The sequence below is a fragment of the Bradyrhizobium jicamae genome, assembly GCF_001440395.1.
GTDB lineage: Bacteria > Pseudomonadota > Alphaproteobacteria > Rhizobiales > Xanthobacteraceae > Bradyrhizobium > Bradyrhizobium jicamae.
Genome location: NZ_LLXZ01000235.1, coordinates 1 through 26,153, shown reverse-complemented (window position 1 = coordinate 26,153; position 26,153 = coordinate 1). Strand labels below are relative to the sequence as shown.

The window sequence follows — 26,153 nt, the reverse complement described above, 5'->3', positions numbered from 1 at the left end:
TCTCGCCGTCGCGGCCGCGCGCGGAGCGCGCATGCAGGTCGACGCCGCGGCCGGCGGCGGCGGCTTCGCCGAGCAGGAACGCCGTGCCCGACGGCGCGTCGATCTTCGCCTTGTGGTGCATCTCGACGATTTCGATGTCGAAGCTTTCGTCGAGCGACTGTGCGACACGCTTGACCAGCGCGGCCAGCAGATTGACGCCGAGGCTCATATTGCCTGATTGCACGACGACGGCGCGCGAGGTGACGCTCTTGATCACAGCCATGTCTGACACCGACAGGCCGGTCGTGCCGATGATATGGACCAGGCCGCGTTCGGCGGCGATGGCGACATTGGCGATGGTGGCGCCAGGAATCGTGAAATCGATGATGGCGTCGGCGCTGGCCGACAGCGCCCACAGGTCGGCCGAGAGTTTGACGCCGTTTTCCGGCAATCCGGCGAGCACGCCGGCATCCTTGCCCAGAAGTTCCGAACCCGGCGCTTCCAGCGCGCCGGTCAGGACCGCACCCGGCGTCTCCGAAATGACGCGCACCAGCGTGCGACCCATCCGGCCGCCGGCCCCCGCAACGATCAATCGCATATCGGCCATGGCTTTTACCTCTGCTGGGGGTATAGCCGGGGCAGGCTGTTACGGCAACCAATCAGGGTTCCACAAGCCGTCATGGCTGCGCGCCGTCATAGCCCTCGATGACGATCAGCTCGGCGATCGAGTGCGGCTGCCGCAACTTGATGTTGGCCTGGTATTCCGGCGAATTGTAGCAGGCCAGCGCCTGCTCGTAGCTGTCGAACTCGATCACGACGTTGCGCGAGCGGCTCTGGCCCTCGACGGCGGTAAACTTGCCGCCGCGCACGACATAGCGCCCGCCGAATTTCTTGAAGATCGCGGGATTGGCTGCCGCATAGGGTTTGTAGCCCTCGTCATTGTTCACGTCGACGCGACCGATCCAGTAACCTTTGGCCATCTCACTCTCCCGTTTCTTGTCTCGTTGGTTTCGCTAACCCAGCGCCTGCTTGATTTCCGCCTGGACCGCATCCGCAGCAAGCCTGGGGTCGGCAGCTTCCGTGATCGGGCGTCCGACCACCAGATAGTCCGCGCCGGCGGCAATCGCGCGCGCCGGTGTCATGATGCGCTTCTGGTCGCCGGTCGCAGCGCCCGCCGGGCGGATGCCTGGCGTCACCAGGTTCATCTGGTGGCCGACAATCTTGCGCAAGGCCGCCGCCTCTTCCGGCGAGCTGACGAGGCCGTCGACGCCGAGCACCTGCGCCTGCTGGGCGCGCGCTTCCACCAGGTCGGAGACGTTGAGGCGATAGCCCGCGGCATGCAGATCGCCATCGTCATATGAGGTCAGCACGGTGACCGCGAGAATCTTCAAACCCGATCCGGAGCGGGCCTCGACTGCGGCCTTCATGGTCTGCGGATAGGCATGCACCGTGAGGAACGTCGCGCCGAGTTTTGCGACGCTCTCGACGCCGCGCGCCACCGTGTTGCCGATGTCGTGCAGCTTGAGATCGACGAAAACCTTCTTGCCCGACTTCGCCAGTTGCTGCACCAGCGGCAAGCCGCCGGCGTAAGCGAGCTGATAGCCGATCTTGTAGAAACTCACGCTGTCGCCGAGCCGCGCGACCATCGCTTCTGCCTCAGTCACCCCGGGCAAATCGAGTGCGACGATCAGGCGGTCCTTAGGCGCGATATCGGCTGGCTGCATATCACCTCACATCATGCGTTGGGAAATGTCGATCAACTGCCGCACCATGGCTTTCAGCCCGTCGCTGTCGGCGGCATTCTTCAGGCGGTCCATCTCGTCATAGGCGTCGTCGGCGAACGGCAGCGCGAACTGGTTCGGGATCACCTGGGCATGGCAGGCCGACAGGATCAGCCGCAGCGCGGCCAGCGCGCGGGCGCCGCCGAGCCGGTTACCGGAAGCGGAAGCAACCGCAAACACCCGGTCGCGAAACACCTGGCCGCGGGTCTCGTGCGCGTCCTGCACCCGGCTCACCCAGTCGATGGTGTTTTTCACCAGCGCCGGCACCGAGGAATTATATTCCGGCGTCACGATCAGCACGCCGTGATGGACCCCCATCATCCGCTTCAGATTGACCGCGTGCTTCGGCACGCCGGATTTCGCCTGCAGGTCGCCGTCATAGATCGGCAGCGGAAAATCTGACAGCGAGATGCGGGTGACTTCGGCGCCTTGCTGCGCCAGTGCATGGGCCGCAACGGCGGCCAGCTTCGCATTCAGCGAGCCTGTGCGTAGCGATCCCGGGATCACGAGGATTTTCAGTGCGGACATATTTGAATTCGTATTCGGGGCAGACCGGCCGCGCGAATACGCGGCGCATCAGCCCTTGCGATACACCCAGACCCGCGCGGGCGGAAGGTTCATCCAGATCCGCTCGGAGGCTTCTGTGGACACGCCGGGCAGCGATTTCGGGATCGGCGGCGCGACCGAATAGGTGAACTGTACGAAGGGCGCACCGGGTGCGAGCGCCACGAAGGCGTCGCGGATCAGCTTCAGGCGCGTCAGCATCGGTTTTGTCACAAGCGGCAGGCCGGAGACGACGGCAGAAGCCGGCGCATTCAGCACCTCGCCGAGCGAGGCGCGCAGCGCATAGGCGTCGCCCTGCACCACCTTGGCCTGCGGATAGCGGTCGCGCAGCAGCGCGCAGAAGCCCGGATTGTATTCGACCAGCACGAGCCGCCGCTGCTCGACACCGTGTTCGATCAGCGCGTTGGTGATCGCGCCGGTGCCGGGCCCAAGTTCGACGACCGGCCCTTCGGAATCGACGTCGACATATTGCGCCATGGTCCGCGCGAGCAGTTTGCTCGACGGCATCACCGCGCCCATGTGCAGCGGCTTTTCGATCCATGAACGGAGGAAGCGAACCTCATCGTCGAGACGGGGCTTCTTCAACGCACGCACGGACGATTGCAAAGGCATGTCGCTACCAGGCGGGACCCCGCTGACGAGCGGGATGTCAGAAAACAGTCATAAACACGTATAGGTCGACGGGGATATGGTCAAGCCAAACGGTTATGCGTCAGCCGCGCCAAGGTCCCCGCGATCCCCGCAATAAGACACTGTGCAAGCTGAATGAATCATGACTGCGCGACGCCGCGCTGTCCGGCTATCTCCGCGCGTGGGACTTACGAGCCCGCGCGGTTGCCGAAGAAGTCCTTGACCTTGGTGAAGAAGCCCGCCGCTTCCGGCTGGGTGGCCCCCGACGACAGTTTTTCGAACTCGGAGAGCAGTTCCTGCTGCTTCTTGGTCAGATTCTGCGGCGTTTCGACCATGACCTGGACATACATGTCGCCGGTCTGGCGCGAGCGCAGCACCGGCATGCCTTTTGATGCAATGCGAAAACGGCGGCCCGATTGTGTTCCGGCCGGCACTTTCACCTTGGTCTTGCCCTTGTCGATGGTCGGGACCTCGAATTCGCCGCCAAGCGCGGCAGCGACCATCGAGATTGGAACCCGGCAATGCAGATCGGCGCCGTCGCGCTGGAAGAATTCGTGGGTCGCCAGCGACAGAAAAATATAGAGATCGCCGGGCGGCCCGCCGCGGACGCCGGCCTCGCCTTCGCCAGCCAGGCGGATACGCGTGCCGTCCTCGACGCCTTGCGGGATGTTGACCGACAGCGTGCGGTCGCGCGTCACCCGTCCGGTGCCCGAGCAGTTCGGGCAGGCGTCCTCGATCATCTGGCCACGGCCCTGGCAGCCGGGGCAGGTCCGCTCCAGCGTGAAGAAGCCCTGCGCCTGGCGGACGCGACCGGCGCCGCCGCAGGTCGAGCAGGTCTTCGGCTTGGTGCCGGCCTTGGCGCCGGTGCCCGAACAGGGCTCGCAGGTGACGGAAACCGGAATCTCGATCTGCGCGGTCTTGCCCTGAAAGGCTTCTTCGAGGGTGATCTCCATGTTGTAGCGCAGGTCGGCGCCGCGCTCGCGGCCGCCGCCGCGGCCACGCTGCCCGGCCATGCCGAACAGGTCTTCGAAAATATCGGAGAATGACGAGGCGAAGCCGGCGCCGAAGCCGGGGCCGCCGCCGCCCATGCCCTGCTCGAACGCGGCATGACCGTAGCGGTCATAGGCGGCGCGCTTCTCGCCGTCCTTCAGCACTTCGTAGGCTTCGTTGATTTCCTTGAACTTCACTTCGCTGGTGGCATCGCCCGGATTGCGGTCCGGATGCCATTTCATCGCCAGCTTGCGGAAGGCCGCCTTGAGCTTGCCGTCGTCCGCGCTTCGTTCGACTTCCAGCGTTTCGTAGTAGCAGCGCTTGGTGGACATTCGTCAAACCCGCCCGAATTTCGTCTTCGTACCGAAAACACCCTCGATCGAGGATGCCGCCATCGGCTTAAAGAAAAATGACCCCCACCCATCGAACGCAAGCCGCGCGCTCTGCTGGATGAGGGCCATGATCGAAAGCCCGCTTTAAGCCGACTTCTTGTTGTTCTTGTCGTCGTCGACCTCGGTGAACTCCGCGTCGACCACGTCATCCTTGGCGGCATCCCGCTTGGCGTCCGCCTCGGCTTGCTGCTTGTACATGGCCTCGCCGAGCTTCATCGAAGCCTGCGCCAGCGTGTTGGTCTTGGCCTTGATCGCCTCGGCATCCTCGCCCTTCAGCGCTTCCTTCAGGTCGCTGACGGCGTCCTCGATGGCGCGGCGCTCGGACTCTTCGACCTTGGAGCCGTGCTCGGCCAGCGCCTTCTCGGTGGAATGCACCAGCGCGTCGGCATGGTTCTTGGCGTCGACCGCCTCGCGGCGCTTCTTGTCCTCGGCCGCATTGGCCTCGGCATCCTTGACCATCTTCTGGATGTCGGATTCCGACAGGCCGCCGGACGCCTGAATCCGGATCTGCTGTTCCTTGCCGGTCGCCTTGTCCTTGGCCGAGACGTTGACGATGCCGTTGGCGTCGATGTCGAAGGTGACCTCGATCTGCGGCATGCCGCGCGGCGCCGGCGGAATGCCCATCAGGTCGAACTGGCCGAGCACCTTGTTGTCGGCAGCCATTTCGCGCTCGCCCTGGAAGACGCGGATGGTGACGGCGTTCTGGTTATCCTCGGCGGTCGAGAACACCTGGCTCTTCTTGGTCGGGATCGTGGTGTTGCGATCGATGATGCGGGTGAACACGCCGCCCAGCGTCTCGATGCCGAGCGACAGCGGCGTCACGTCGAGCAGCAGCACGTCCTTGACGTCGCCCTGCAGCACGCCGGCCTGGATCGCCGCACCGATGGCGACGACTTCGTCCGGGTTGACGCCCTTGTGCGGCTCCTTGCCGAACAACTGCTTCACGACTTCCTGCACTTTGGGCATGCGCGTCATGCCGCCGACCAGCACCACTTCGCCGACTTCGGCGGCGGTGAGGCCCGCGTCCTTCAGCGCCTTGCGGCAGGGCTCGATGGTCTTCTGCACGAGATCGTCGACGAGGGCCTCGAACTTGGCGCGCGTCAGCTTCATCGTCAGATGCTTCGGCCCGGTCTGGTCTGCCGTGATGAACGGCAGGTTGATTTCGGTCTGCGTGGTCGACGACAGCTCGATCTTGGCCTTTTCAGCGGCCTCCTTCAGGCGCTGCAGGGCCAGCTTGTCGTTGCGCAGGTTGATGCCCTGCTCCTTCTGGAACTCGTCGGCGAGGTAGCTGACGAGACGCATGTCGAAGTCTTCACCACCGAGGAAGGTATCGCCGTTGGTCGACTTCACCTCGAACACGCCGTCGCCGATCTCGAGGATCGAGACGTCGAAGGTGCCGCCGCCGAGGTCGTAGACCGCGATGGTGCCGGATTTCGTCTTGTCGAGGCCGTAGGCCAGCGCTGCCGCCGTCGGCTCGTTGATGATGCGCAGCACTTCGAGGCCGGCGATCTTGCCGGCGTCCTTGGTGGCCTGACGCTGGGCGTCGTTGAAGTAGGCGGGCACGGTGATGACGGCCTGCTCGACCTTCTGGCCGAGATGGGCTTCCGCGGTCTCCTTCATCTTCTGCAGGATGAAGGCCGAGACCTGCGAGGGCGAATAGGTCTTGCCGTCAGCTTCGACCCAGGCGTCGCCGTTCGATGCCTTGACGATCTTGTAGGGAACGAGCTTCTTGTCCTTTTCGACCATCGGGTCGTCGTAGCGGCGGCCGATCAGGCGCTTCACTGCGAAGAACGTACGCTCTGGATTGGTCACCGCCTGGCGCTTGGCGGGCTGGCCGACGAGACGCTCGCCGTCATCGGTAACGGCAACGATCGACGGCGTCGTGCGCATGCCCTCGGCGTTCTCGATGACTTTGGCAGTCTTGCCGTCCATTACGGCGACGCACGAATTCGTGGTGCCGAGATCGATCCCAATGACCTTTCCCATGGTCCTCATATCCTTCTTTTTGCGGCAGGTTGGCTGGGCCCTGGACGGCGCACCTAACCGAACCCCCAACGTTCAAATACTCGCGATATTGCGACGGTGAGCCTCATATAGGAGGGTGGGTTATGCCTGCAAGGACCGAACGCAAGCTTAGGGCCTGAAAAGCCTGATGTTTGAAAGAATGTGTCAGCTCAGGGCACGGGTCGGGCCGGCATCTGGAGCGGCGTTAAGAAATCGGCAAGGGCGCTCATCGCCCGCGCCGCCGGAGGCGGTGCGTATGGGCCCGCCGCCGGGTGGGAGGGGAGCGGTATTTGGCCGCTGGAGGCGCCTCAAAAACAGCCCGGAGACGGGGCAGAATCTCGAAAAATGCCGATTTATCGGAACGTAACGGGGGAACGGACGCCTACCCTGCCCTGTTGCAGGGACATCAAAACCGCTAAAAGCGGGCCGACTGGAACGAGCCTGTCGTTCCCGCAAGGCCCAAAGATTCCATTCGAGATTCCATGCGCCGCATCGTCGGGCCGCTGAACGGCCTCCATGCAAACCCGGTAGATCCTTCATGAAGCCCCTTCGATACTTTGCTGCGGTTGCCCTGGTCGTTGCCACCACGTCTTCCGCATTTGCCGCCGATCCGGTCTTCCCGCCGGGCGCGAGGGTCGGCATGACGCCGCTGGTCGGCCTCAACAAGGCGAGAGCGTTCATCGGATTCGAGACCGAGGATCAGGGCGTCAAGGTCCTGGTCGCGGACCTGCCGGCGGAAGCCTATGGCGAGGTCGCCAATGCCTTCAAGGCCAACCCGGGCGGCACCGGCGGCATCAAGCCGGAGAGTATCGAGACATCAGCAGGACTTGGTTACTACACGGTCGAAAACGGCAAGGATGGCGCAACCAATGTGCGCCGCTATTCGATGATCCTGCCCGGCCCCACCTTCTCCGGCTATGTCGCCGTTCAGGTGCCGGAGAACGCCTCGAAGATCTATACCGACGATGCCGTGCGCCAGATGTTCGCTTCCGCCAAGATCCGCACCGAGGTGCCGGTCGAGGAGCAGCTCGGGCTGATGCCGTTCAAGATGAGCGAGCTCTCGAGCTTCAAGAACATCCGCACGCTGGCGCCGGGCGCCGCCCTCATTCTCTCCGACAGCGACGAAAAGAAGGGTTTTGAGATCGCGCCCTTCATGATCATCGGCCTGATCGGCTCGACGGCGGCCTCGCCCGACGATCGCGGCCGCTTTGCCCAGCAGATCGCGACCACCATTCCCGGCGTGCGCGACGGGCGGATCACGATGTCCGAGCCGGTCCGCATCGACGGCCAGCCGGGTTACGAGACACGGATCGACGCCATCAGCGGCAAGGACAATACGCCTGTTACGATCGTGCAATGGCTGCGGTTCGGCTCCCAGACCTCGATGCGCATCATCGGCTCCTCGCCACGCGACGACTGGACCAAGGCGTTTCCGCGCTTCCGGGCCGTGCGCGACGGAATTCATCCGCGGGGCTGATCGCGAAATTTGCGGGCCGCGCCGCAATTTCGAGCTTTCGTCAGTACACACATGGAACTAGCCTTGCCTGCTGTCGGGTTCGCAACAGGGGAGACGCGCTATGCTTTCTCGCAGGCTGTTTCTGACAGGTTTAGGCGCGACGTCCGTCGCCGCCCTCGTACCAGGAGCAATCATGGCCGCAGCGATCAAGCCGGATAACGCTTCGGCGCTCATCGTCATCGACGTGCAGAACTGTTTCCTTCCGGGCGGGAGCCTCGCGGTCAAGGACGGCGATCAGGTCGTTCCCGTCATCAACCGCATCGCCAAGGGCTTTGCCAATGTGGTGCTGACGCAGGACTGGCACACCGCGGGCCATGTCTCGTTCGCGACATCGCATTCCGGCAAGAAGCCGTTCGAGACGGTCGATCTTCCCTACGGCAAGCAGGTGCTGTGGCCGGATCATTGCGTGCAGGGCACCGAGGGCGCGTCGCTATCGAAGGATCTCGCAATCCCGCATGCCGGGCTCGTGATCCGCAAGGGTTTCAACAAGAACGTCGACAGCTATTCGGCCTTCACCGAGGCCGACGGCAAGACCTCGACGGGGCTCGCCGCTTATCTGAAGGCGCGCAAGGTGAAACGGGCGTTCCTCGCCGGCCTCGCTACCGACTACTGCGTGGCATGGAGCGCACTCGATGCGCGCAAGGCCGGCTTCGAAACCTTTGTGATCGAGGACGCCTGCCGCGGCATCGACCTCCAGGGCTCGCTCGCCAAGGCCTGGACCGACATGACCAAGGCCGGCGTCAAGCGCATCCAGTCGGGTGATATTGCGGCGTAAGGCGCGTCCTTTCGAAGAGGCCTGGAATGTCCGATCCGGCGGCTCCGTTCGCGTTCGAGATGATCCGTCGTGCGCCGTCACAGCGCATGGCCGGCCTGATCTCGGGATTGACGGGCTATCGCGAAACGGCGCGTGGTCGGTTTTTTCAGCGCGAAACCGCGGGCCTCGTGGTGCCGCTGATCATCAGCGTCGGCACGCCGTTCCTGATCGCGCTCGGGCGCGATCCTGACACTGACGATCGGCAGCCAAGTTTTGCTGCCGGGCTCTATGCCGGCCCTGTCCACATCGAATCCGACGGCGGCGCCGAATGCGTGCAGGTGGATTTCACGCCGCTCGGCGCCTATCGCTTCTTCGGCGGCGCCGTCGTCGATCTCGCCGCGCGCATGGTCGACATCGGCGATGTGCTGGGGCGCGAAGGACGGCAACTGCGCGAGCGGCTTGGCGCGACATCCCGCTGGCAGGATCGCTTCGATCTGGTCGAGGATTTTGTAGCTGGCCGTGCCACCCATCTGCCTTCGTCCGAGATCGCATTCGCCTATGGACGGCTCGCGCACAGCGCGGGCGGCACGCGCATCGCTGCGCTTGCAAGCGAGATCGGCTGGAGCCGCAAGCATCTGGTCGATCGCTTCCGGGCGGAAATTGGTCTGGCGCCGAAGCCGGTCGCCCGCATCATGCGCTTTCAAGAAGCGTGCCGGCTTGCGCGGACGGAAACCACATCCGGCTGGGCCTCCATTGCGGCCGAAAGTGGTTATTCCGACCAGGCGCATCTGGTCCGCGAATTTGCCGATCTTGCCGGCGAGACGCCGACGGCATGGGCCCGGCGGCTGAGCTTGATCGACAGCCGCCTGACGCGGCCGCTCGAGGCGCTAGCTGCGTAGCCGGCCGGGTAACAAATCTTCAAGCCGGAACTGGAGCACTGCGGCATGGTTGGCGCATTAGAGCAGTCACCAAGGAGTTGCCCATGACCAGTCCAGACAAAAGCGAGGCGCCACGCGTCTATCCAACGATGCGCTGCCGGGATGCCGAGGCCATGATCGGCTGGCTGAAGGACGTGATTGGTTTCACCGAACGCGTTGTCTACCGCAACGGCGGCACGATCCATCATGCCGAACTTGCCTATGGGCCCTCGATCCTGATGCTCGGCCAGAGCAGGGACGATGAATATGGCAAGCTTGTCGGCGATATCGGTGGTCGCCGCACGGACGCGATTTACGTCGCCGTCGACGATCCCGACTCGCTGCACGCGAGGGTGAAGGCGGCCAGCGGTAGAATCGAAATGGAACTGCGCGACACCGACTACGGCAGCCGCGACTTCGCCTGCCGGGACCCGGAAGGCAATCTCTGGAGCTTTGGGACGTATCGTCCGAGCACAGACGAGAAGCCGCTGTAAGCTTTCCTGCTCAGTTCGCCACGTCGGCCGCCGGCGCGGCCTTGGCGCCGCCCTTGGAGACGCCGACCAGTGCCGGGCGCAGGATGCGTTCGCCGATCATGAAGCCGGCCTGCACGACCTGAACCACCGTGCCTGATGGCACTGACGGGTCGGGCACTTCGTACATCGCCTGCTGGAAATTCGGATCGAACTTCTCCCCGGAGGGATCGAACTTCTTGACGCCGTTCTTCTCCAGCGTGTTGAGCAGCGAGCGTTCCGTCAGTTCGACGCCTTCGATGAAGGCCTTGATGCCGGGATCGGCGGTCTCTTTCACATCGGCCGGAATCGCATCGAGCGCGCGCTGCAGATTGTCGGCGATTTCGAGAATGTCGCGGGCGAAGCCGGTAATGCCATAGGCGCGCGCGTCGGCAACTTCCTTGGCGGTGCGCTTGCGCAGGTTTTCCATCTCCGCCAGCGTGCGCAGCATCTTGTCGCGCGCCTCGGTCGCCTCCTTGACCAGCAGCTCCACCGACCCTTCCTCGGGATCGTCGGGCATGATGTAGGGCTTTGAGACCACGGGTTCGCCCGTCTCTGCCGGGTTTGCCGTGTTGTCATTCGGCCGCTTGGGATCGGTCATAAGGCTGCCTTCTCAAAAAACGCGTCTGGCTCAATGGGGATTTGCTGCCCGCGATATCGTGCTTTAGCGGCCGAAAATCAAGCGTTCCATAGCGTTTTCGAGCGAAGTGGGCACCGGTTCGCGTCAAGAAAACGCGTCAGAACAGAAAATCCCGGATTAGGGTCGATTCATGACCGATCAGCCGCCCAGCATCCGGCTGACGATCCGGGCGGCATAATCCACCGTCGGAATCACCCGCGCATAATTGAGCCGGGTTGGCCCGATCACGCCGAGAACGCCGACGATGCGGCCGGACGCATCGCCATAGGGCGCGATGATGGTGGAGGAACCGGACAGCGAAAACAGCTTGTTCTCCGATCCGATGAAGATTCTGACGCCCTCGGCGCGCTCGGCGCGGCCCAACAGGTCGATGACGCCGCGCTTGGTCTCAAGATCGTCGAACAGCGACTTGACGCGTTCGAGATCTTCCAGCGCATGCAGATCTTCCAGCAGATTGGCGTGCCCGCGCACGATCAGTTGGCGCTCCTCGTGTTCGCCGCCGGACCAACTCGCAATGCCCGCCTCGATCACCTTCTGCGTCAGTTGATCGAGTTCGACGCGGCTCTGCGCCATCGCGTTTTCGAGCTCAAGGCGCGCTTCGGCCAGCGTGCGGCCGCGGATCCGCGCATTGAGGAAGTTGCTCGCTTCGGTCAAGGCCGAGGAAGGAACGCCGGGCGGCAGCGCCAGCACGCGGTTTTCGACCTGGCCGTCTTCACCGACCAGCACCACCAGCGCGCGCTCCGGCTCCAGCCGCACGAATTCGATGTGTTTCAGCCGCGAATTGGATTTGGCCGTCAGCACCACGGCCGCCGCCCGCGTCAGGCCCGACAGCCGCGTCAGCGCTTCGCCGAGCGCGGCCTCGACCGATTGCGCGCGGCCGACGGAAGCAAGCTGGTTTTGGATCGATTCACGCTCCGGCCCGGTGAGGTCGCCGACCTGCATCAAGGCATCGACGAAGAAGCGCAGGCCGAGTTCGGTCGGCAGCCGGCCCGCCGACGTATGCGGCGCGTAGATCAGGCCGAGCGCTTCGAGGTCCGACATCACGTTGCGGACGGACGCCGGTGACAGCGGTACCGCGATCAGGCGGGAAATGTTGCGCGAGCCGACCGGCTCGCCGGTGGCGAGATAACTCTCGACGATTTGACGAAAAATGTCGCGCGACCGCTCGTTGAGCTGAGCCAGCCCGGCATGCGGCGCGATCAGTCCAATCGGATCGTGGTGGGCCACTAACTCTTCCTCCCAGCACCCCTAATTTGTCCATCCGGGGCGCCGATGACAAGCACGCTCTCTTCATGGCGTTTTCCGGCAGAATGGCCGCCATTCGCGTGAAGAAAGCGCGTCAAAACATCATGAAATTGCAGGCAAAAGCCCTTGCCGCTGCCCGTTCCCCCTCCTACAAGCACCGCAACCGGATTTTCGCCTCGATTTCGAAAGGATTTCCCATGCGGCCAAGCCGCCGTGCGCCCGATCAGTTGCGCCCCGTGTCGCTGGAACGCGGCGTGGTCAAATACGCCGAAGGTTCCTGCATGGTGAAGTTCGGCGACACCCATGTGCTTGTTACGGCGACGCTGGAAGAGCGGCTGCCGCCCTGGCTGAAGGGTCAGGGCCGCGGCTGGGTCACGGCCGAATATGGCATGCTGCCGCGCGCCACCCTTGAGCGCACCCGCCGCGAGGCGGCCGCCGGCAAACAGGGCGGCCGCACAGTCGAAATCCAGCGGCTGATCGGCCGCTCCTTGCGCGCAGCCGTCGACCTCGAAGCACTCGGCGAGCGCCAGATCACCGTCGACTGCGACGTGATCCAGGCCGATGGCGGCACCCGCACCGCCTCGATCACCGGCGCGTGGGTGGCACTGGCCGACTGCATCGGCTGGATGAAGAGCCGCAACATGCTGAAAGCGAACGTTTTGCGCGACAATGTCGCCGCGATCTCCTGCGGCATCTATCAGGGCACACCAGTGCTCGACCTCGACTATGCCGAGGATTCCGAGGCCGAGACCGACGCCAATTTCGTCATGACCGGCGACGGCCGCATCATCGAGGTGCAGGGCACCGCCGAAAAGACGCCGTTCTCGCAGGACGAGTTCCTGGCGTTGATGGAACTGGCGCGCAAGGGTGTCGCGCGGCTGGTGGACCTGCAGAAGCTGGCCGTCGCGTGATTCACAAGAGGTCGTCATAAGACGTGGGTGGCCGGGACAAGCCCGGCCATGACGGATACAAATATCCATGGCTCAGCATCGTCGAATCACCGGCCGGCTCGTGATCGCGACCCACAATCCTGGCAAGCTTGCCGAGATGCGGGAACTGCTGGCGCCGCATGGCGTCGAGGCGGTCTCCGCGGGCGAACTCGGCCTCGGCGAGCCCGAGGAAACCGGCAAGACGTTCCAAGCCAACGCCGCGATCAAGGCGATCGCGGCGGCGAACGCCGCGCAATTGCCTGCCTTTGCCGATGATTCCGGCCTGGTCGTCGATGCGCTCGACGGCGCGCCCGGCATCTACTCGGCGCGCTGGGCTGGCGAGGGCAAGGATTTCATGGCGGCGATGACCCGGATCGAGCGCCTGCTGCAGGAGCGCGGCGCGACCACGCCGGACAAGCGCAAGGCGCATTTCGTATCCGCATTGTGCGTCGCCTGGCCCGACGGCCATGTCGAGGAGGTCGAGGCACGGGTCGATGGAACCCTGGCCTGGCCGCCGCGCGGCACCGCCGGTTTCGGCTATGATCCGGCATTCCTGCCCAATGGACATGCCAGGACCTTTGGCGAGATGACCTCGATCGAAAAGCACGGCCTGCCGCCACTCGGCCTCGGCCTGTCGCACCGGGCGCGTGCCTTCGTCAAACTGGCGGAGATCTGCCTTGGCTAGTCGCGAGCGACCACGCCCCAAGGAGGCCTTCGGTGTCTACGTGCATTGGCCGTTCTGCCTGTCGAAATGCCCCTATTGCGATTTCAACAGCCATGTCCGCCACGCGCCGATCGACGAGCAGCGCTTCGCGCGCGCCTTCGCCCGCGAGATCGAGGCCACGGCGGAGCGCGCGCCTGACAAAACCGTCACCTCGATTTTTCTCGGCGGCGGAACACCGTCGCTGATGCAGCCGCAGACCGTCGGCGCGATTCTCGATGCGATCGGCAAACACTGGCGCGTCGCCGGCAATGTCGAGGTCACCCTCGAAGCCAATCCGACGAGCGTCGAGGCGACACGGTTTCGCGGCTACCGCGCCGCCGGCGTCAACCGCGTCTCGCTTGGCGTACAGGCGCTCGACGACGCCTCGCTGAAGGCGCTGGGACGATTGCACAGCGCGCGCGAAGCGCTCGATGCCGTCGCGATCGCACGCACCGCGTTCGACCGCTACTCGTTCGACCTGATCTACGCCCGCCCCGACCAGACCCCGCAGATGTGGACGGATGAACTCAAGCTCGCGATCTCGGAAGCCGCCGAGCATCTCTCGCTCTACCAGCTCACCATCGAGGAAGGCACGCCGTTCTTCGGCCTGCATGCCGCGGGCAAGCTGAAGACGCCCGACGAGGCGCTGGCGCGCACGCTCTATGATGTCACACAGGACGTCTGCGCCGCGCATGGGCTGCCGGCCTACGAGATTTCCAATCACGCGCGCGAAGGCGCGGAGTGCCAGCACAATCTGGTCTACTGGCGCGGTGACGAGTATGCCGGCATCGGGCCGGGCGCGCATGGCCGTCTCGACATCGACGGCATCAGGCACGCGACCGCGACCGAGAAGCGGCCGGAGGCTTGGCTGATGCGCGTCGAGGCCAAGGGCCACGGCGTCGTCACCGACGATGACCTGAACAGCGAAGAACGCGCCGACGAATATCTGCTGATGGGATTGCGCCTCGCCGAAGGCATCGACCCCAAACGCTATGCGACGTTGTCCGGCCGCGCGCTCGACCCGGGCCGCATCGCCATCTTGCGCGAGGAAGGCGCGATATCCGTCGACGCCGATGGCAGGCTGCGGGTAACGAAGGACGGCTTTCCGGTGCTCGACGCTGTTGTTGCTGATCTCGCGGCATAACGCGCAGCCGTAGCCCGGACACACAAACCTCATAAAGGTTGGGTTAGCTAACCCGCGGAGATTTCGCGCCGCGCTGGTCCGTCTGTGCTAGATCGAGTAGCGATTGCGCCTGCCTCGTTTGAAATGATGATCGTGAACGACCGGACCATATCCCCGCCGATCCATGATCCCGAACTCGACCGACGTGTCAAAGACGCCGGCGCAAGCAAGACCGTTTACGCGCTCGTCACGCCCGAGACGGAAGCCGCCAAGAATTTCATCCTCGGCAACGCGGTGACTGCCCCGGACGCCGCACGCCGTCACCACCTCGAGCAATTCCGTGACGCCTGGACCGGCAAGCAGTTCGCTTCGCATGAAGCCTTTCTCGAACGCTGGATGGCATGGGCAGCGCCGGTCATCGCAATCGACGCGGCCGGCTTTTCGTGGCGCTATCCGACCGCCGGTGGCAGCGAAGCGCTGTTTCATGTCATCACCGACTATGGCAACCGCGCCCGCGTCGAGCGCTTCAATCCGGAAGTGCACGTCTTTACCGGCGAGTATGAAGGCTACAAGGCCTATGCCGAAGCCTGCGGCATCGCCGTCGTCGAACATCCGCGCGCCGACTGGCAGGCCGTCGGCCGCGCGCTGCCGGCAACCGCGCTGTTCTGCCTGAGCCAGCCGTCCGCCATCGACGGCAATGTGTGGCGCGAGGCCAACGACTTCCTCGCTTTGCTCGCCGCTGGCGCAAAAGCGCCGCGCGTGTTGCTCGACGTCACCTATGTCGGCTCCATCGCCGAACAACCCGCCGCGCGCATTGCCGCCGACAGCCCGTCCGTGCAGGTGCTCGCCTTCAGCCTGTCAAAGCCGTTCGGGGTTTATTACGACCGCATCGGCGGCGTGCTGTGCCGCAAGGCAATGCCGAGCCTGTTCGGCAATCAATGGTTCAAGAACCTCACCTCGCTGCAGCTCGGCCATGCCCTGCTCGATCGTCACGACGTGTTCGATCTGCCGCGCCGCTATAAATCCGTACAGCATGAGGCCGCGGCGCGCGTCGGCCGCCGCCTCGGCCTGACGCTGTCGCCCTGCGACGTCACCGTGCTGGCGAAGGCGGACGCCAGCGCAGCCACCGATCATGCGCTCGCCGCATTCCTGCGCCGACCGGCCGGCGATCTCAACGCGCCGCTCAGGCTGTGCCTGACACCGACCATGGCCGAAATGATCGGCACAGCTGGACCGATCGCGAATCCGGGAGCCGCGCCATGAGGAACGCGATCATCCTGACCAGCCGTGAGGAGATTCACCGCCACGTGCACGGGCTGTGGCGCAGTGCTCCGATCCGCGCCTCGCATGCCGAACGCGGCTTCATTCACGACATCATCGAACAATTCGCAAATCTGCCGCGGCTGTTCTGCGATACGACCGACGATCGGCTGGAGCGCGCGCATTTCTGCTCGTGGTGGGGCGTCACCATGAATCGCGCCTACGACAATCCGGCGATCGAGGATCTCTATCGTTTGCACGAGATGTTCCATGCGGCTTTCATGCCCTATTTCCCCGGCATCGGTTTCGACGCCTTCCACCGCAAGATGGAAGACAATGAGTTGAAGGCCAGCGTCTGTTCGGAGATTCGGGTCTATTTCGAATTGCCGCATTTGCGCGAGATCGCGTTCCCGCATCCGATCTACGCCGACCGCTTCCTGTCCGATCCCGCGATGCAGACGCTCTGGCGCGAGAACAAGCCGGTCGCGATCGAAACGCTGCAGGAAGCGCGGCGCGACGTGATGTTCTCGAAACCCGAGCACGAGATGGATCTGACCGAGCGCTGGATCCGCCGCTTCGCGCTGCAGAACCGGCAATGGTCGACCTGCTGGTACGATCGCTACGGCGAGATCGAGCAGCACATGTTTGCGTTTCAGATCCGTGCGTTGCAGGGCGACCGCTCCGGCGCCATCGCCGAGCATGCCGCATGGATCGAGGCGCAGGCGGCGCAGGATGCGGACGATCACGTCCCCTATCGTCAGGAAGCGGCGCTGTTTGCCAACATCTACTGGAGCAACCGCCGGCGCTACGAAGCCGAATTCGCGAAGGCGACGAAGCCAGACTAAAAACTACGCCCCAAAACTCTTCGGCGAGCCGGCGACCGCCGTGCTGCCGCCGCTGGCGACCTTCATCACCGCGAGGCCTCGCTCATTGGTGCCGTCGGAGCGGAAGCGAAACAGCCCGTCGGTACCGGCAAAGCCGGACGGGTTGGTCAGCGTCTCCGGCGCGAAGCGTTGACCGCCTTGTTTCGACAGTGCGGCGACCAGCGCCACCGCGTCATAGGCGAGCGTCGCGGTGCGCACGGGGTCGCTGCCGTATTTGGCGCGGTAGCGGCCGGCGAAGGCGCGGAAACCCGACGGATCCGGCGCGGCATAGAGCCCGCCCTGCAGCGGCGCACTGGCATAGACCCGCGGATTGTCCCACAGCCCGGTGCCGAGCAACTGGATATTGCGCAGATTCGCGCCCGCTGCGGTCAAGGCATCCGCCGATGCCACGACGGATTCGCCGTCGTCGGCGATGAACAGCGCGTCCGCCGAACCCAGCGACTGCGCCACCGTGCGCGCCGCCCCGGCACGATCGGCGGCGTATTTCTCGAAAGCGACGATGCGTCCCTTGCGGCCGACCGCCTGCTTGAAGGCTGCTTCCACCACATTGCCATAGGCATTGTCCGGCAGCAGCGCCGCGAAGGATTTCTTTCCGATGCTGGCGGAATAATCGACGATCCGGTTGACGTCGGATTCGGGCAGGAAGCTGAGCAGATAGACGCCGCGCCCGGCGACGCTCGAATCGGTCGAGAACGCGATCACCGAAACGCCCTTCGCGCGCGTCAGTTGCGCGGTCGCCGGCACCGAGGCCGCGAACAGCGGGCCGAGAATGATTTCCGCGCCCTCGCCGAGCGCCTGCTGCGTCACCTGCTGGGCGCCCTGCGGCAGGCCGCCGTCATCCTTGATCAGAAGCTGGATGTTCGGATTCTGGAATTCCGCCAGCGCCATCTCGGCCGCATTCTTCATCGATTGCGCGGCGACGCCGGCATTGCCGGCGGCCGACAGCGGCAGGATCAGGCCGACCTTGACCTGTCCGGCGCCGATCGCGACCGGCTGTTGCTGCGGGCCCGGGGGTCCCTCGGGCGCGGACGGGCCGAACGGGTTGGAAATCGGACTGTTGCCGGCGCAGGCGCCAAGCAGCGGCGCGCCGAGAATCAGACCGAGTGTGGTCCGCCGGGTCGGTCCAAACGGACGAATAACCGGGGATTCAGGCGTGCGAATGAGAGGGCCTACCATCTTGTCTCTTCTCTTGACCGACCGCCGTCGGTCAGGACCTCCACCCCAAAACGCGAAGGTAGATTCAGCATATTGTCGGCGAATAGTTAACTAAAACAAAAGGATTACACCCCGCACGGCGCATAGCCGTTGCCAAACATCAACTTGCCCCGGTCCCACCGCGATGTGGCGCCGGGCTCGCGGGCGATCTAGATTGCCATTATGCGCGCAAGACCCAGTTCCAACTACGGCCCTGACACCGAACCGGGTTCGGTCAACAGAACATTTTTGATTCAGGGCCAAATCCTGAATGCGCCGAAGCCGGTTCCGGGCCTCCATCTGGTGGCAACCCCGATCGGCAATCTCGGCGACATTACCTTGCGCGCGCTGGAGACCCTGGCCGGCGTCGACATCATCGCCTGCGAGGACACCCGAATCACCCGCCGCCTGATCGAACGCTATGCGATTTCAGCAGAGCTCAAACCGTATCACGAACACAACGCGGCGATGGCGCGGCCGAAGATCCTGCAGCGGCTGGCACAGGGCGCATCCATCGCGCTGGTATCGGATGCTGGCACACCCCTGATCTCGGATCCCGGCTTCAAGCTGGTGCGCGAGGTCTCGGCCGCCGGCCACGCCGTGATCGCCGTGCCCGGCGCGTCCTCGGTGCTGACAGCGCTGTCGGTCGCGGCGCTCCCGACCGACCGCTTCTTTTTCGAGGGATTTTTGCCGGCCAAGCAGGTCTCGCGGCGGACCCGGCTCACCGAACTTTCCCGCATCGACGCCACGCTGGTGATGTTCGAATCCGGCAACCGCGTGCAGGAGACGCTCGCCGATCTCTCGGAAGTCATGGCCGGCCGCGACGCCGCGATCTGCCGCGAGCTCACCAAGCTGCACGAGGAGATTACGCGCGCGCCGATATCGGAATTGGCGAAGGCCGCCGATCGGCTGGAAACCCGCGGCGAATTCGTGCTGGTGGTCAGTCCGCCGCGCAAGGACGCCGATGTCATGACCCAGCACGACCTCGACGGTCTCCTGCGCGCCTCGCTTGCGCGCGAAAGCGTCAAGGACAGCGTCGCGCATGCGGTCGAACTTTCGGGACGGCCGCGCCGCGAGGTCTATGCCCGCGCGCTGGAGCTCGCAAAAGAAGTCAGGAGCGACGATGGCGAAGACTGACGGCATTCCGCCTGACGCGACCGTCAAGCTTGCCGCCCCCGAGCGGGTCGCCGCCTTCCGCACCGGGCTTTCGGCCGAAAGCCGCGCCGCGGCCTATCTGATGGCCAAGGGCTACCGTATCCTGGCAAAGCGCTTCCGCAGCCCCTATGGCGAGATCGACCTGGTGGCGAAGAAGCGCAATCTCGTGGCCTTCATCGAGGTCAAGGCGCGCGCCACCCTCGATGACGCCGCCTATGCGGTCACCCCACGCCAGCAGGCGCGCATCATCAATGCCGCGCAAGCCTGGCTGATGGCGCATCCCGAGCATGCCGAATTCGAGCTACGATTTGACGCCGTCCTGATTGCGCCGCGCCGTCTGCCACGCCATCTGTTAGCGGCATTCGACGCCAGCCCTTAAAGGCATTAATTTGGACGCGTTTTCTTGACGCGAACCGGTACCCACTTCGCTTGAAAACGCTATGACCCTCCAGAGACCCGGACCTTCCCTATGAAACTGAATGTCGCCGTCCAGATGGACCCCATCGCGCGTATCAACATCCGCGGCGATTCGACCTTTGCGCTGCTTCTGGAGGCGCAAAAGCGCGGCCACAGCATTTCCTACTACACCCCCGACAAACTCTCGCTGCGTGGCGAGGAGCTGGTGGCGCCGGTGCAGAAGCTGATGGTGCGCGACGAGGTCGGCGACCATTTCACGCTCGGCGAGCCCCAGCGCGAATCGCTCGAAGCTTTCGACGTCATCCTGCTGCGGCAGGATCCGCCGTTCGACCTCGCCTACATCACCTCGACCCATTTCCTCGAGCGCATCCACCCGAAGACGCTGGTCGTGAACAATCCGGCCTCGGTGCGCAACGCGCCGGAAAAACTGTTCGTGATGAACTTTCCGCAGTTGATGCCGCCGACGCTGATTTCGCGCAACCTCGACGAGATCAATTCGTTCCGCGACCAGCACGGCGCCGTCGTGATGAAGCCGCTGCACGGCCATGGCGGCGCCGCGGTGTTCCGCGTGATGCCGCAGGATATGAATTTCGGCTCGCTGTTCGACATGTTCTCCGTCACCTTCCGCGAGCCCTGGGTGATCCAGCGCTTCCTCCCCGAGGTGAAGCACGGCGACAAGCGCATCATCCTGGTCGACGGCGAATTCGCCGGCGCGGTCAACCGCGTGCCCGCGCCTGATGACCTCCGCTCCAACATGGTCCGTGGCGGCGCCGCGCAGGCCACCGACCTCTCGCCGCGCGAGCGGGAAATCTGCGATACGCTCGGACCTGCGCTGCGCGAACGCGGGTTGCTGTTCGTCGGCATCGACGTGATCGACGGCAACCTTACCGAAATCAACGTGACGTCGCCGACGGGCATCCGCGCGATCCAGCGGCTCAACGGCCCTGACGTCGCCGGCAAGATCTGGGACACCATCGAGAACAAGCGCGCCGGGAAATAATTCCCTCGCGAGCTCCGACCACTCATTCGCAGCGCGCCTGTCGCCGCCTGACTCGGGCCGGATGAACGGCGCGCGCCAGTCTGCCGGCTGAATGGAACCAGCGAGGCTGCATCGCCGGGCAGTCGCCCGCCGGATTCCAGGACACCTATCGCCGTGTGATCCCATGTTCTATCATCGTACGGCCATTCTTTGGACAAGACCGCACGGAGCGCCGGCGCATGATCGATTGGCCATCTTCGGATGACATTGGACGGAAAAGGAAACGCCAATGAACTCCACGCCTCCTCCGAAAGAAAATGAACCCCACACCGCGCAGATCACGGGCGCCGATGAACGGCTCGCGCACGCACACGAGCAAATCAAGAGCGCCGATGAACAGCTCACCCGTTTGACCGAACAGCTTGCAAGAATGGAGCGCGATGACGCGCGTCCACCGTCGCCCGGACCGGCTCCACAGTCGCCTTCGGCCCAACCTGCCCCGCAATCGCCGCCTGCGCCTTCTCCGGAAAAGAGGCCGGCGTTTCGGACCCTCGTCGCCTTGCCGGTGGCGGCGTGCATCGTTGTTGCTGCCCTGGTTTGGCAGGCGTCCTATGGCAGCGGGGACAAGCCGGTTGCCGGCCCTTCGGCGCCGCAGCTCGCGTCATCTCCATCATCGCCGCCGGAAAACCAGCCAGCAGCCGCGCAGCCCGCCCCATCCAACGTTCAAGTGGCCGCAGCAGGGGCTCAATCACAGGCAGCACCAGCACAAGCATCACCGCCACAAGCACCACCGCCGCAAGCATCTCCGCCTCAAGCAGCCCCTCCGCAAGCAGCAACCCTGGCGCAGGCCGCACCGCCGCAAGACGCCTCGCCGCCAACCAGCGCGGCGCCTCCCGACCAGACACAGTTGCTGCAAACGATCGTGCGCGACCTCGCGAAACTCGAACGAAACATCGAACAGCTCAAGGCGAACCAGCAGCAAATCACCAGTGACAATTCAAAAGCCATTGGGGAGCTGAAGGCGAGCCAGGAAGAGATGAAACGCGCGCTCGCGAAGGTTTCCGAGCCGAGCCCGCCCAGGGCGTCACCGCCTCCGGCGCCGCGGGCCCCGACCTTCCGCAAGCCGGAGCGGTCGCCGCCGCAAGCGAGATATCGGCCCCGATACCCGAGGGAGTGGATCTACGACGACTATTGGTAGCCGTCGAAGAAGCGCGGCGCCGAAACAACGCCGCGCCACCCGCATTTTCACATCCCTGTTGTGCCGTCCCCTCCCACTTGCCAATTTCGGCAAGCGGGCGCAGCCTGTAGCCACGGATGAATCCGTCCGGGCACATACTGCAATTCAATAAAATCAGTGGGAGGACGACGCATGACGACGAATCTTTCGCGACGGTCTTTGCTTGCGCTCGGCGCAGGACTCGGAATGGGTCTTGGCGCTTCAACCATGCTCGGCGGCAGCGCACTGGCCAAGGCGCCCAAGCTCGCCACTCAGACCCCCTACTGGCACCGCTTCGTTCTCGGCGACGCCGAGGTCACCGTCGTCTCCGACGGCCCGCTCCCGCTCGGCGATCCCTCCGGCACCTTCACCGGCGTGCCGAAGGAAGAAGTGAAGAAGATGCTCGTCGACAACTTCCTCGACCCTGACAACGTCGTGCTGGAGCAGAACTCGCCGGTCGTAAACACCGGCGACAAGCTGATCCTGTTCGATACCGGCATGGGCACCTCGAAGGCGTTCGGCCCGACCACCGGCCAGCAGCAGAAGAATCTCGCGGCGGCCGGCATCAAGGCCAGCGACATCGACGCCGTGGTGTGCACGCACGCCCATATCGACCACATCGGCGGCCTCGTCGGCGCCGATGACAAGCCGCTATTCCCGAACGCGCAGGTCTACATCGCCCAGAGCGATTTCGATTTCTGGACCGATGAAGGCAAGCTCGGCAGTCCGCTGAAGGATTTCGTCGTCCACGCCCGCAAGAACCTGATGCCGGTGCGCGATCGCATCGTCTTCATCAAGGACAATCAGGAATTCCTGCCCGGCGTCACCGCGCTCGCGGCGCCCGGCCACACCGTCGGCCACACCATCTACATGGTGAGCTCGAAGGGCAAATCCTTCTGCTTCCTCGGCGACCTCTCGCATCACGCGGTGCTCCTGCTGGAGAAGCCGCGGATGGAATTCTCCTACGATAGCGACCCGAAGCAGGCCGCGAACTCGCGGGTGAAGATGCTGGACATGCTGGCCGCCCAGAAGATCCCGGTCATGTCCTATCACTTCGCCTGGCCGGGCTTCGGCCACGTCGCCAAGAACGGCGACGGTTTCAGGTATTATCCCGAGCCGATGAACATGCAGCTCTGAAGATGCTCGATCCGGGGCTTGCCGGTGGCCGGCCCCGGATCGTCAAGCCACTGCCGCAGGCGTGAGCGCATCTCCTAGGAACCATGGCAGATCGCCGAAATTTGTTTTGCCGTAAGAATTTGTTTTGCCGTAAGGGAGGAGACGGTAGCGGAACTACCGGTCCCCGAGCCCGGACAAGATGCCTGAGAGCAAGATGAGCGTCGGGCCACAGGACCAGCAGGCATCCAGGCCAAAGTAACGAGGCCTGCATCTCGACCGCTTGGCAGCCAGTTTGGAGGCCCAGCAAATGACCAAGGATATGATCGCGATCAGCGCGGGAATGCTCGTCGTCGGGCTGGCCGTATGGAGCCTGCGCGACACCCCACCCCATCCAAGCCCCGAGACGACGCAGGCGATGCGCATTCTCGCCGACGATCCGGCGCTGAAGCATGTTTCCGAGAGCAGTCCGTACATGAGAACGGAGCGCTGAAGACGGCGGCTGCCCGTCGGAATGTATCCACGCCCCGAGGTTGTGCCGGTCTGACAAGCAGACGGCGCAGAGGGAATTGTTTGCGCCTATGTTCCCCAAATGTTCTTGACTTACCCTCCGGTTCCCCGCTACCTTCGATTGCGTCACGAGGGGCGGCATGGTTGCGCGGGTATCTACTGTAGCCTTTGAAGGAATCGAGGCCCGCGCGGTCGACGTGCAGGTGCAGGTCGCGCCCGGCCTGCCCGCGTTTGCGATCGTCGGCCTGCCGGACAAGGCGGTATCGGAGGCGCGGGAGCGGGTCCGCTCGGCCCTGATCGCCTCGGGTCTGGCCCTCCCTGCCCGCCGGATCACGGTCAACCTCGCGCCGGCCGACGTGCCGAAGGAAGGCAGCCATTATGATCTGCCGATCGCGCTCGGGCTGATGGCCGCGATCGGCGCGATCCCGCCGGATGCGCTCAACGGCTTCACCGTACTCGGCGAGCTCGGGCTCGATGGATCGATCGCGCCGGTCGCCGGCGTGTTGCCGGCCGCGATCGGGGCGAACGCGCGCGAAGAGGGGCTGATCTGTCCGGCGGCGTGCGGCTCGGAAGCGGCCTGGGCGAGCCCGGATATCCAGATCATCGCGGCCAAATCGCTGATCCAGATCGCCAACCATTTCAAAGGCACGCAGGTGCTGTCGCGCCCGCAGCCGCGCGTGCACGAGCAGGAAGCAACCCATCTCGACCTGCGCGATATCAAGGGCCAGGAAAGTGCAAAACGCGCGCTGGAGATCGCGGCGGCCGGCGGACATCACCTGCTGATGATCGGATCCCCCGGCGCCGGCAAGTCGATGCTGGCAGCAAGGCTGCCCTCGATTCTGCCGCCGCTGTCGCCGTCCGAGCTGCTGGAAGTCTCGATGATCGCCTCCGTCGCCGGCGAAATCCGCGACGGCGCGCTGACCGCGCGGCGACCGTTCCGCGCGCCCCATCATTCCGCGAGCATGGCCGCGCTGACCGGCGGCGGCCTGCGCGCCAAACCCGGCGAGATTTCGCTTTCGCATCAGGGGGTGCTGTTCCTCGACGAATTGCCGGAGTTCGATCCGCGCGTGCTGGATTCCCTGCGCCAGCCGCTGGAGAATGGCGAGGTCTCGGTGTCGCGCGCCAATCACCGCGTCACCTATCCCGCGCGCTTCATGCTGGTCGCGGCGATGAATCCCTGCCGCTGCGGCCAGGCCTACGACCCCGGCTATTCCTGCCGTCGCGCGCCGATCGAGCGCTGCACCGCGGATTATCAGATGCGCATCTCCGGCCCGCTGATGGACCGCATCGACCTGCGCATCGAGGTCCCGGCGGTGACGGCCGCCGACCTGATCCTGCCGCCGCCATCCGAAGGCTCGGCCGAAGTTGCAGCCCGCGTCGCCGCCGCCCGCAACATCCAGCTTGCGCGCTATGCGGCCGCCGGCATGCCGCAGATTCGCACCAATGCCGAGGCGCCGGCCTCGCTCCTGGAAACGATCGCGCAACCGGATGCGCAGGGCCAGAAACTTCTGCGCGACGCCGCCGACACCATGAAGCTCACCGCGCGCGGCTATCACCGCGTGCTCCGCGTCGCGCGCACGCTCGCCGATCTCGATGGCGCGGAAAAGATCGGCCGGCTGCATCTGGCGGAAGCGCTGTCCTACCGCGCGCTGGCCGAGGATTTAAGGCGCGCGGCCTAGCGCATGTGGTGCGCGCAGCCTTCCCGGCGGCATCGGGGATGCCGAATATCGTCAAATGATCCAATCCTTTGACCTTCATTATTTGATCCAGATCAATGAAGGCTTTGCCTGACCGCGGTTAAGTTCCTGCCACGCGCGGTCGAACATCCCTGCAACGGAGCGGGCACGTCGCCGCCCATCCGTCCGATTGCAAGTGGCAGGTTGACTGGCACCCACGGGAGCGTGCCGCCGGTCAGCACTGTTCGATTTCTGAAAGTGGCAGGTCGTTGTATGAGCGACACGTCGGGTAAACATGATGCCCAGCCGGAGAAGGTGCACGGGGCAAGTCGAGGTGCCGAATTCCTGGTGTTCGCCATCATCGCCGCCTTCATCTGGCCGGTGGTCGCCGTTGGCGTGGTCGGTGGCTACGGCTTTCTGGTGTGGATGTCCCAGTTGATCCTGGGGCCGCCCGGTCCTCCGGGAGCATGAAACGCCATGCAAACCCAAGGACCCTCGCAACCCCAAGGCCCCTCGCGCCGCGCTCTGTTTCGCGGTCAATTCCTCACCAAACCGGTCGCCGTCATCGGTGACGAATGCCTCGCCGAAGCCGGCATCTTCTGCCGTTCCTGCGGCGATGCATGTCCTGCTTCCGCGATTCAATTCCGCCCTCGCATAGGATTGCCGCCCCAGGCCGTCATCAATGAAGCCGCCTGCACCGGATGCGGCGAATGCATCGCGGCCTGCCCGGGCGCAACGATCGCGCTGGGTGCCGCGCGTGGCGGAGGCATCGCATGACAGGCGAAGCCACCATTCACATTTCGAGCGCGGTCGTATCCGTGCTGCCCCAACATCGGGACGACGTGCTGCAGGCGCTCGCGGCGCTGCCGGAGGTCGAAATCCATCAGCACGACGCCAGAAAGATCGTCATCGTGATGGAGGCGGCCGAGAGCGGAGTCCTCGGTGGCCGCCTCGCCGAAATCGCATGCTGGCAGGGAGTCCTGTCGGCCAACATGGTGTTCGAGCAGGTCGAAAGATCAGCCGATATCGGAGACTAGGGTCATGTCACTCTCGCGACGCGAATTGTTGAAGGC

Annotated in this window: 29 protein-coding genes; 19 read left to right on the top strand and 10 right to left on the bottom strand. The window is 64.5% G+C overall.

Annotated elements, in window-relative coordinates:
• The 7 genes from dapB to dnaK all read right to left on the bottom strand — a co-directional run.
• Window positions 1-586: 4-hydroxy-tetrahydrodipicolinate reductase (gene dapB / locus CQ12_RS41395; protein WP_057840988.1), on the bottom strand; the 586-nt coding region annotated here is incomplete at its 3' end.
• Between the two features lie 70 nt (window positions 587-656).
• Window positions 657-959, bottom strand: coding sequence for a DUF1330 domain-containing protein (locus CQ12_RS41390; protein ID WP_057840986.1), 303 nt, complete (start codon window positions 957-959; stop codon window positions 657-659).
• A gap of 33 nt (window positions 960-992) precedes the next feature.
• A complete protein-coding gene (gene pyrF / locus CQ12_RS41385) occupies window positions 993-1,703 on the bottom strand; it encodes an orotidine-5'-phosphate decarboxylase (RefSeq protein ID WP_057840985.1) in 711 nt (236 codons plus the stop codon).
• A 6-nt stretch (window positions 1,704-1,709) separates the two neighbouring features.
• Window positions 1,710-2,288: an NADPH-dependent FMN reductase gene (locus tag CQ12_RS41380; RefSeq protein ID WP_057840984.1), complete on the bottom strand. Its 579-nt coding sequence runs from the start codon at window positions 2,286-2,288 to the stop codon at window positions 1,710-1,712.
• 48 nt (window positions 2,289-2,336) lie between these two features.
• A complete protein-coding gene (locus CQ12_RS41375; protein ID WP_057840983.1) occupies window positions 2,337-2,936 on the bottom strand; it encodes a class I SAM-dependent methyltransferase in 600 nt (199 codons plus the stop codon).
• 206 nt (window positions 2,937-3,142) lie between these two features.
• Window positions 3,143-4,276, bottom strand: coding sequence for a molecular chaperone DnaJ (gene dnaJ, locus CQ12_RS41370; RefSeq protein ID WP_057840982.1), 1,134 nt, complete (start codon window positions 4,274-4,276; stop codon window positions 3,143-3,145).
• Window positions 4,277-4,420: 144 nt separating this feature from the next.
• Window positions 4,421-6,322: a molecular chaperone DnaK gene (gene dnaK, locus CQ12_RS41365; RefSeq protein WP_057840981.1), complete on the bottom strand. Its 1,902-nt coding sequence runs from the start codon at window positions 6,320-6,322 to the stop codon at window positions 4,421-4,423.
• A 556-nt stretch (window positions 6,323-6,878) separates the two neighbouring features.
• Here dnaK and CQ12_RS41360 point away from each other — a divergent pair.
• The 4 genes from CQ12_RS41360 to CQ12_RS41345 all read left to right on the top strand — a co-directional run bounded on the left by CQ12_RS41360 (window position 6,879) and on the right by CQ12_RS41345 (window position 10,021).
• Entirely contained in the window at window positions 6,879-7,817 is a 939-nt protein-coding gene (locus tag CQ12_RS41360) for a hypothetical protein (protein WP_057840980.1), read from the top strand.
• 100 nt (window positions 7,818-7,917) lie between these two features.
• Entirely contained in the window at window positions 7,918-8,631 is a 714-nt protein-coding gene (pncA, locus tag CQ12_RS41355; protein WP_057840979.1) for a bifunctional nicotinamidase/pyrazinamidase, read from the top strand.
• Window positions 8,632-8,657: 26 nt separating this feature from the next.
• Window positions 8,658-9,509, top strand: coding sequence for a helix-turn-helix domain-containing protein (locus CQ12_RS41350; protein ID WP_057840978.1), 852 nt, complete (start codon window positions 8,658-8,660; stop codon window positions 9,507-9,509).
• Window positions 9,510-9,592: 83 nt separating this feature from the next.
• Window positions 9,593-10,021, top strand: a complete 429-nt coding sequence (locus CQ12_RS41345; RefSeq protein ID WP_057840977.1) for a VOC family protein — start codon at window positions 9,593-9,595, stop codon at window positions 10,019-10,021.
• A 10-nt stretch (window positions 10,022-10,031) separates the two neighbouring features.
• On the opposite strand, the gene grpE is transcribed toward CQ12_RS41345, so the two are convergent.
• Window positions 10,032-10,637 (bottom strand): nucleotide exchange factor GrpE, encoded by a 606-nt coding sequence (gene grpE / locus CQ12_RS41340; RefSeq protein ID WP_057840976.1) that lies wholly within the window; start codon window positions 10,635-10,637, stop codon window positions 10,032-10,034.
• A 177-nt stretch (window positions 10,638-10,814) separates the two neighbouring features.
• Window positions 10,815-11,903 (bottom strand): heat-inducible transcriptional repressor HrcA, encoded by a 1,089-nt coding sequence (gene hrcA / locus CQ12_RS41335; protein ID WP_057840975.1) that lies wholly within the window; start codon window positions 11,901-11,903, stop codon window positions 10,815-10,817.
• 215 nt (window positions 11,904-12,118) lie between these two features.
• Between hrcA and rph the strand changes: the two genes are divergently transcribed.
• From rph to CQ12_RS41310, 5 genes are all read left to right on the top strand, one after another.
• A complete protein-coding gene (gene rph / locus CQ12_RS41330) occupies window positions 12,119-12,832 on the top strand; it encodes a ribonuclease PH (RefSeq protein ID WP_057840987.1) in 714 nt (237 codons plus the stop codon).
• Between the two features lie 67 nt (window positions 12,833-12,899).
• Window positions 12,900-13,535, top strand: a complete 636-nt coding sequence (gene rdgB / locus CQ12_RS41325; protein WP_057840974.1) for an RdgB/HAM1 family non-canonical purine NTP pyrophosphatase — start codon at window positions 12,900-12,902, stop codon at window positions 13,533-13,535.
• Window positions 13,528-14,697 (top strand): radical SAM family heme chaperone HemW, encoded by a 1,170-nt coding sequence (hemW, locus tag CQ12_RS41320; protein ID WP_057840973.1) that lies wholly within the window; start codon window positions 13,528-13,530, stop codon window positions 14,695-14,697. Before rdgB ends, hemW begins: the two co-directional genes overlap by 8 nt.
• Before the next feature lie 132 nt (window positions 14,698-14,829).
• The gene (locus tag CQ12_RS41315; RefSeq protein WP_198164409.1) at window positions 14,830-15,939 is read left to right on the top strand and encodes an aminotransferase class I/II-fold pyridoxal phosphate-dependent enzyme; all 1,110 of its coding nucleotides are present in this window, start codon (window positions 14,830-14,832) and stop codon (window positions 15,937-15,939) included.
• On the top strand, window positions 15,936-16,781 hold the full coding sequence (locus tag CQ12_RS41310; protein WP_057840971.1) for a hypothetical protein: 846 nt from the start codon (window positions 15,936-15,938) through the stop codon (window positions 16,779-16,781). Before CQ12_RS41315 ends, CQ12_RS41310 begins: the two co-directional genes overlap by 4 nt.
• A gap of 3 nt (window positions 16,782-16,784) precedes the next feature.
• On the opposite strand, the gene CQ12_RS41305 is transcribed toward CQ12_RS41310, so the two are convergent.
• Window positions 16,785-17,996 carry a penicillin-binding protein activator gene (locus CQ12_RS41305; protein ID WP_057840970.1) on the bottom strand — a complete coding sequence of 404 codons (1,212 nt, stop codon included), beginning with the start codon at window positions 17,994-17,996 and terminating at the stop codon, window positions 16,785-16,787.
• A 201-nt stretch (window positions 17,997-18,197) separates the two neighbouring features.
• Here CQ12_RS41305 and rsmI point away from each other — a divergent pair, with 201 nt between their 5' ends.
• The 10 genes from rsmI (at window position 18,198) to CQ12_RS41250 (ending at window position 26,117) form a co-directional block, all read left to right on the top strand.
• Window positions 18,198-19,151: a 16S rRNA (cytidine(1402)-2'-O)-methyltransferase gene (gene rsmI / locus CQ12_RS41300; protein WP_057840969.1), complete on the top strand. Its 954-nt coding sequence runs from the start codon at window positions 18,198-18,200 to the stop codon at window positions 19,149-19,151.
• On the top strand, window positions 19,138-19,548 hold the full coding sequence (locus CQ12_RS41295) for a YraN family protein (RefSeq protein WP_057840968.1): 411 nt from the start codon (window positions 19,138-19,140) through the stop codon (window positions 19,546-19,548). The genes rsmI and CQ12_RS41295 overlap by 14 nt, the downstream gene beginning before the upstream one ends.
• A 90-nt stretch (window positions 19,549-19,638) precedes the next feature.
• Window positions 19,639-20,586 (top strand): glutathione synthase, encoded by a 948-nt coding sequence (gshB, locus tag CQ12_RS41290; protein WP_057840967.1) that lies wholly within the window; start codon window positions 19,639-19,641, stop codon window positions 20,584-20,586.
• Window positions 20,587-20,854: 268 nt separating this feature from the next.
• Window positions 20,855-21,763, top strand: a complete 909-nt coding sequence (locus CQ12_RS44795) for a hypothetical protein (protein ID WP_157088808.1) — start codon at window positions 20,855-20,857, stop codon at window positions 21,761-21,763.
• A 171-nt stretch (window positions 21,764-21,934) separates the two neighbouring features.
• On the top strand, window positions 21,935-22,918 hold the full coding sequence (locus tag CQ12_RS41275; RefSeq protein WP_057840964.1) for an MBL fold metallo-hydrolase: 984 nt from the start codon (window positions 21,935-21,937) through the stop codon (window positions 22,916-22,918).
• A 286-nt stretch (window positions 22,919-23,204) separates the two neighbouring features.
• Window positions 23,205-23,387, top strand: coding sequence for a hypothetical protein (locus CQ12_RS41270; protein WP_057840963.1), 183 nt, complete (start codon window positions 23,205-23,207; stop codon window positions 23,385-23,387).
• Window positions 23,388-23,544: 157 nt separating this feature from the next.
• Entirely contained in the window at window positions 23,545-25,083 is a 1,539-nt protein-coding gene (locus tag CQ12_RS41265; RefSeq protein ID WP_057840962.1) for a YifB family Mg chelatase-like AAA ATPase, read from the top strand.
• A 270-nt stretch (window positions 25,084-25,353) separates the two neighbouring features.
• A complete protein-coding gene (locus CQ12_RS41260) occupies window positions 25,354-25,551 on the top strand; it encodes a nitrate reductase (RefSeq protein WP_057840961.1) in 198 nt (65 codons plus the stop codon).
• 6 nt (window positions 25,552-25,557) lie between these two features.
• Window positions 25,558-25,857: a 4Fe-4S dicluster domain-containing protein gene (locus CQ12_RS41255; protein ID WP_057840960.1), complete on the top strand. Its 300-nt coding sequence runs from the start codon at window positions 25,558-25,560 to the stop codon at window positions 25,855-25,857.
• Window positions 25,854-26,117, top strand: a complete 264-nt coding sequence (locus CQ12_RS41250) for a chaperone NapD (protein ID WP_057840959.1) — start codon at window positions 25,854-25,856, stop codon at window positions 26,115-26,117. The genes CQ12_RS41255 and CQ12_RS41250 overlap by 4 nt, the downstream gene beginning before the upstream one ends.
• Window positions 26,118-26,153 lie beyond the last annotated feature (36 nt).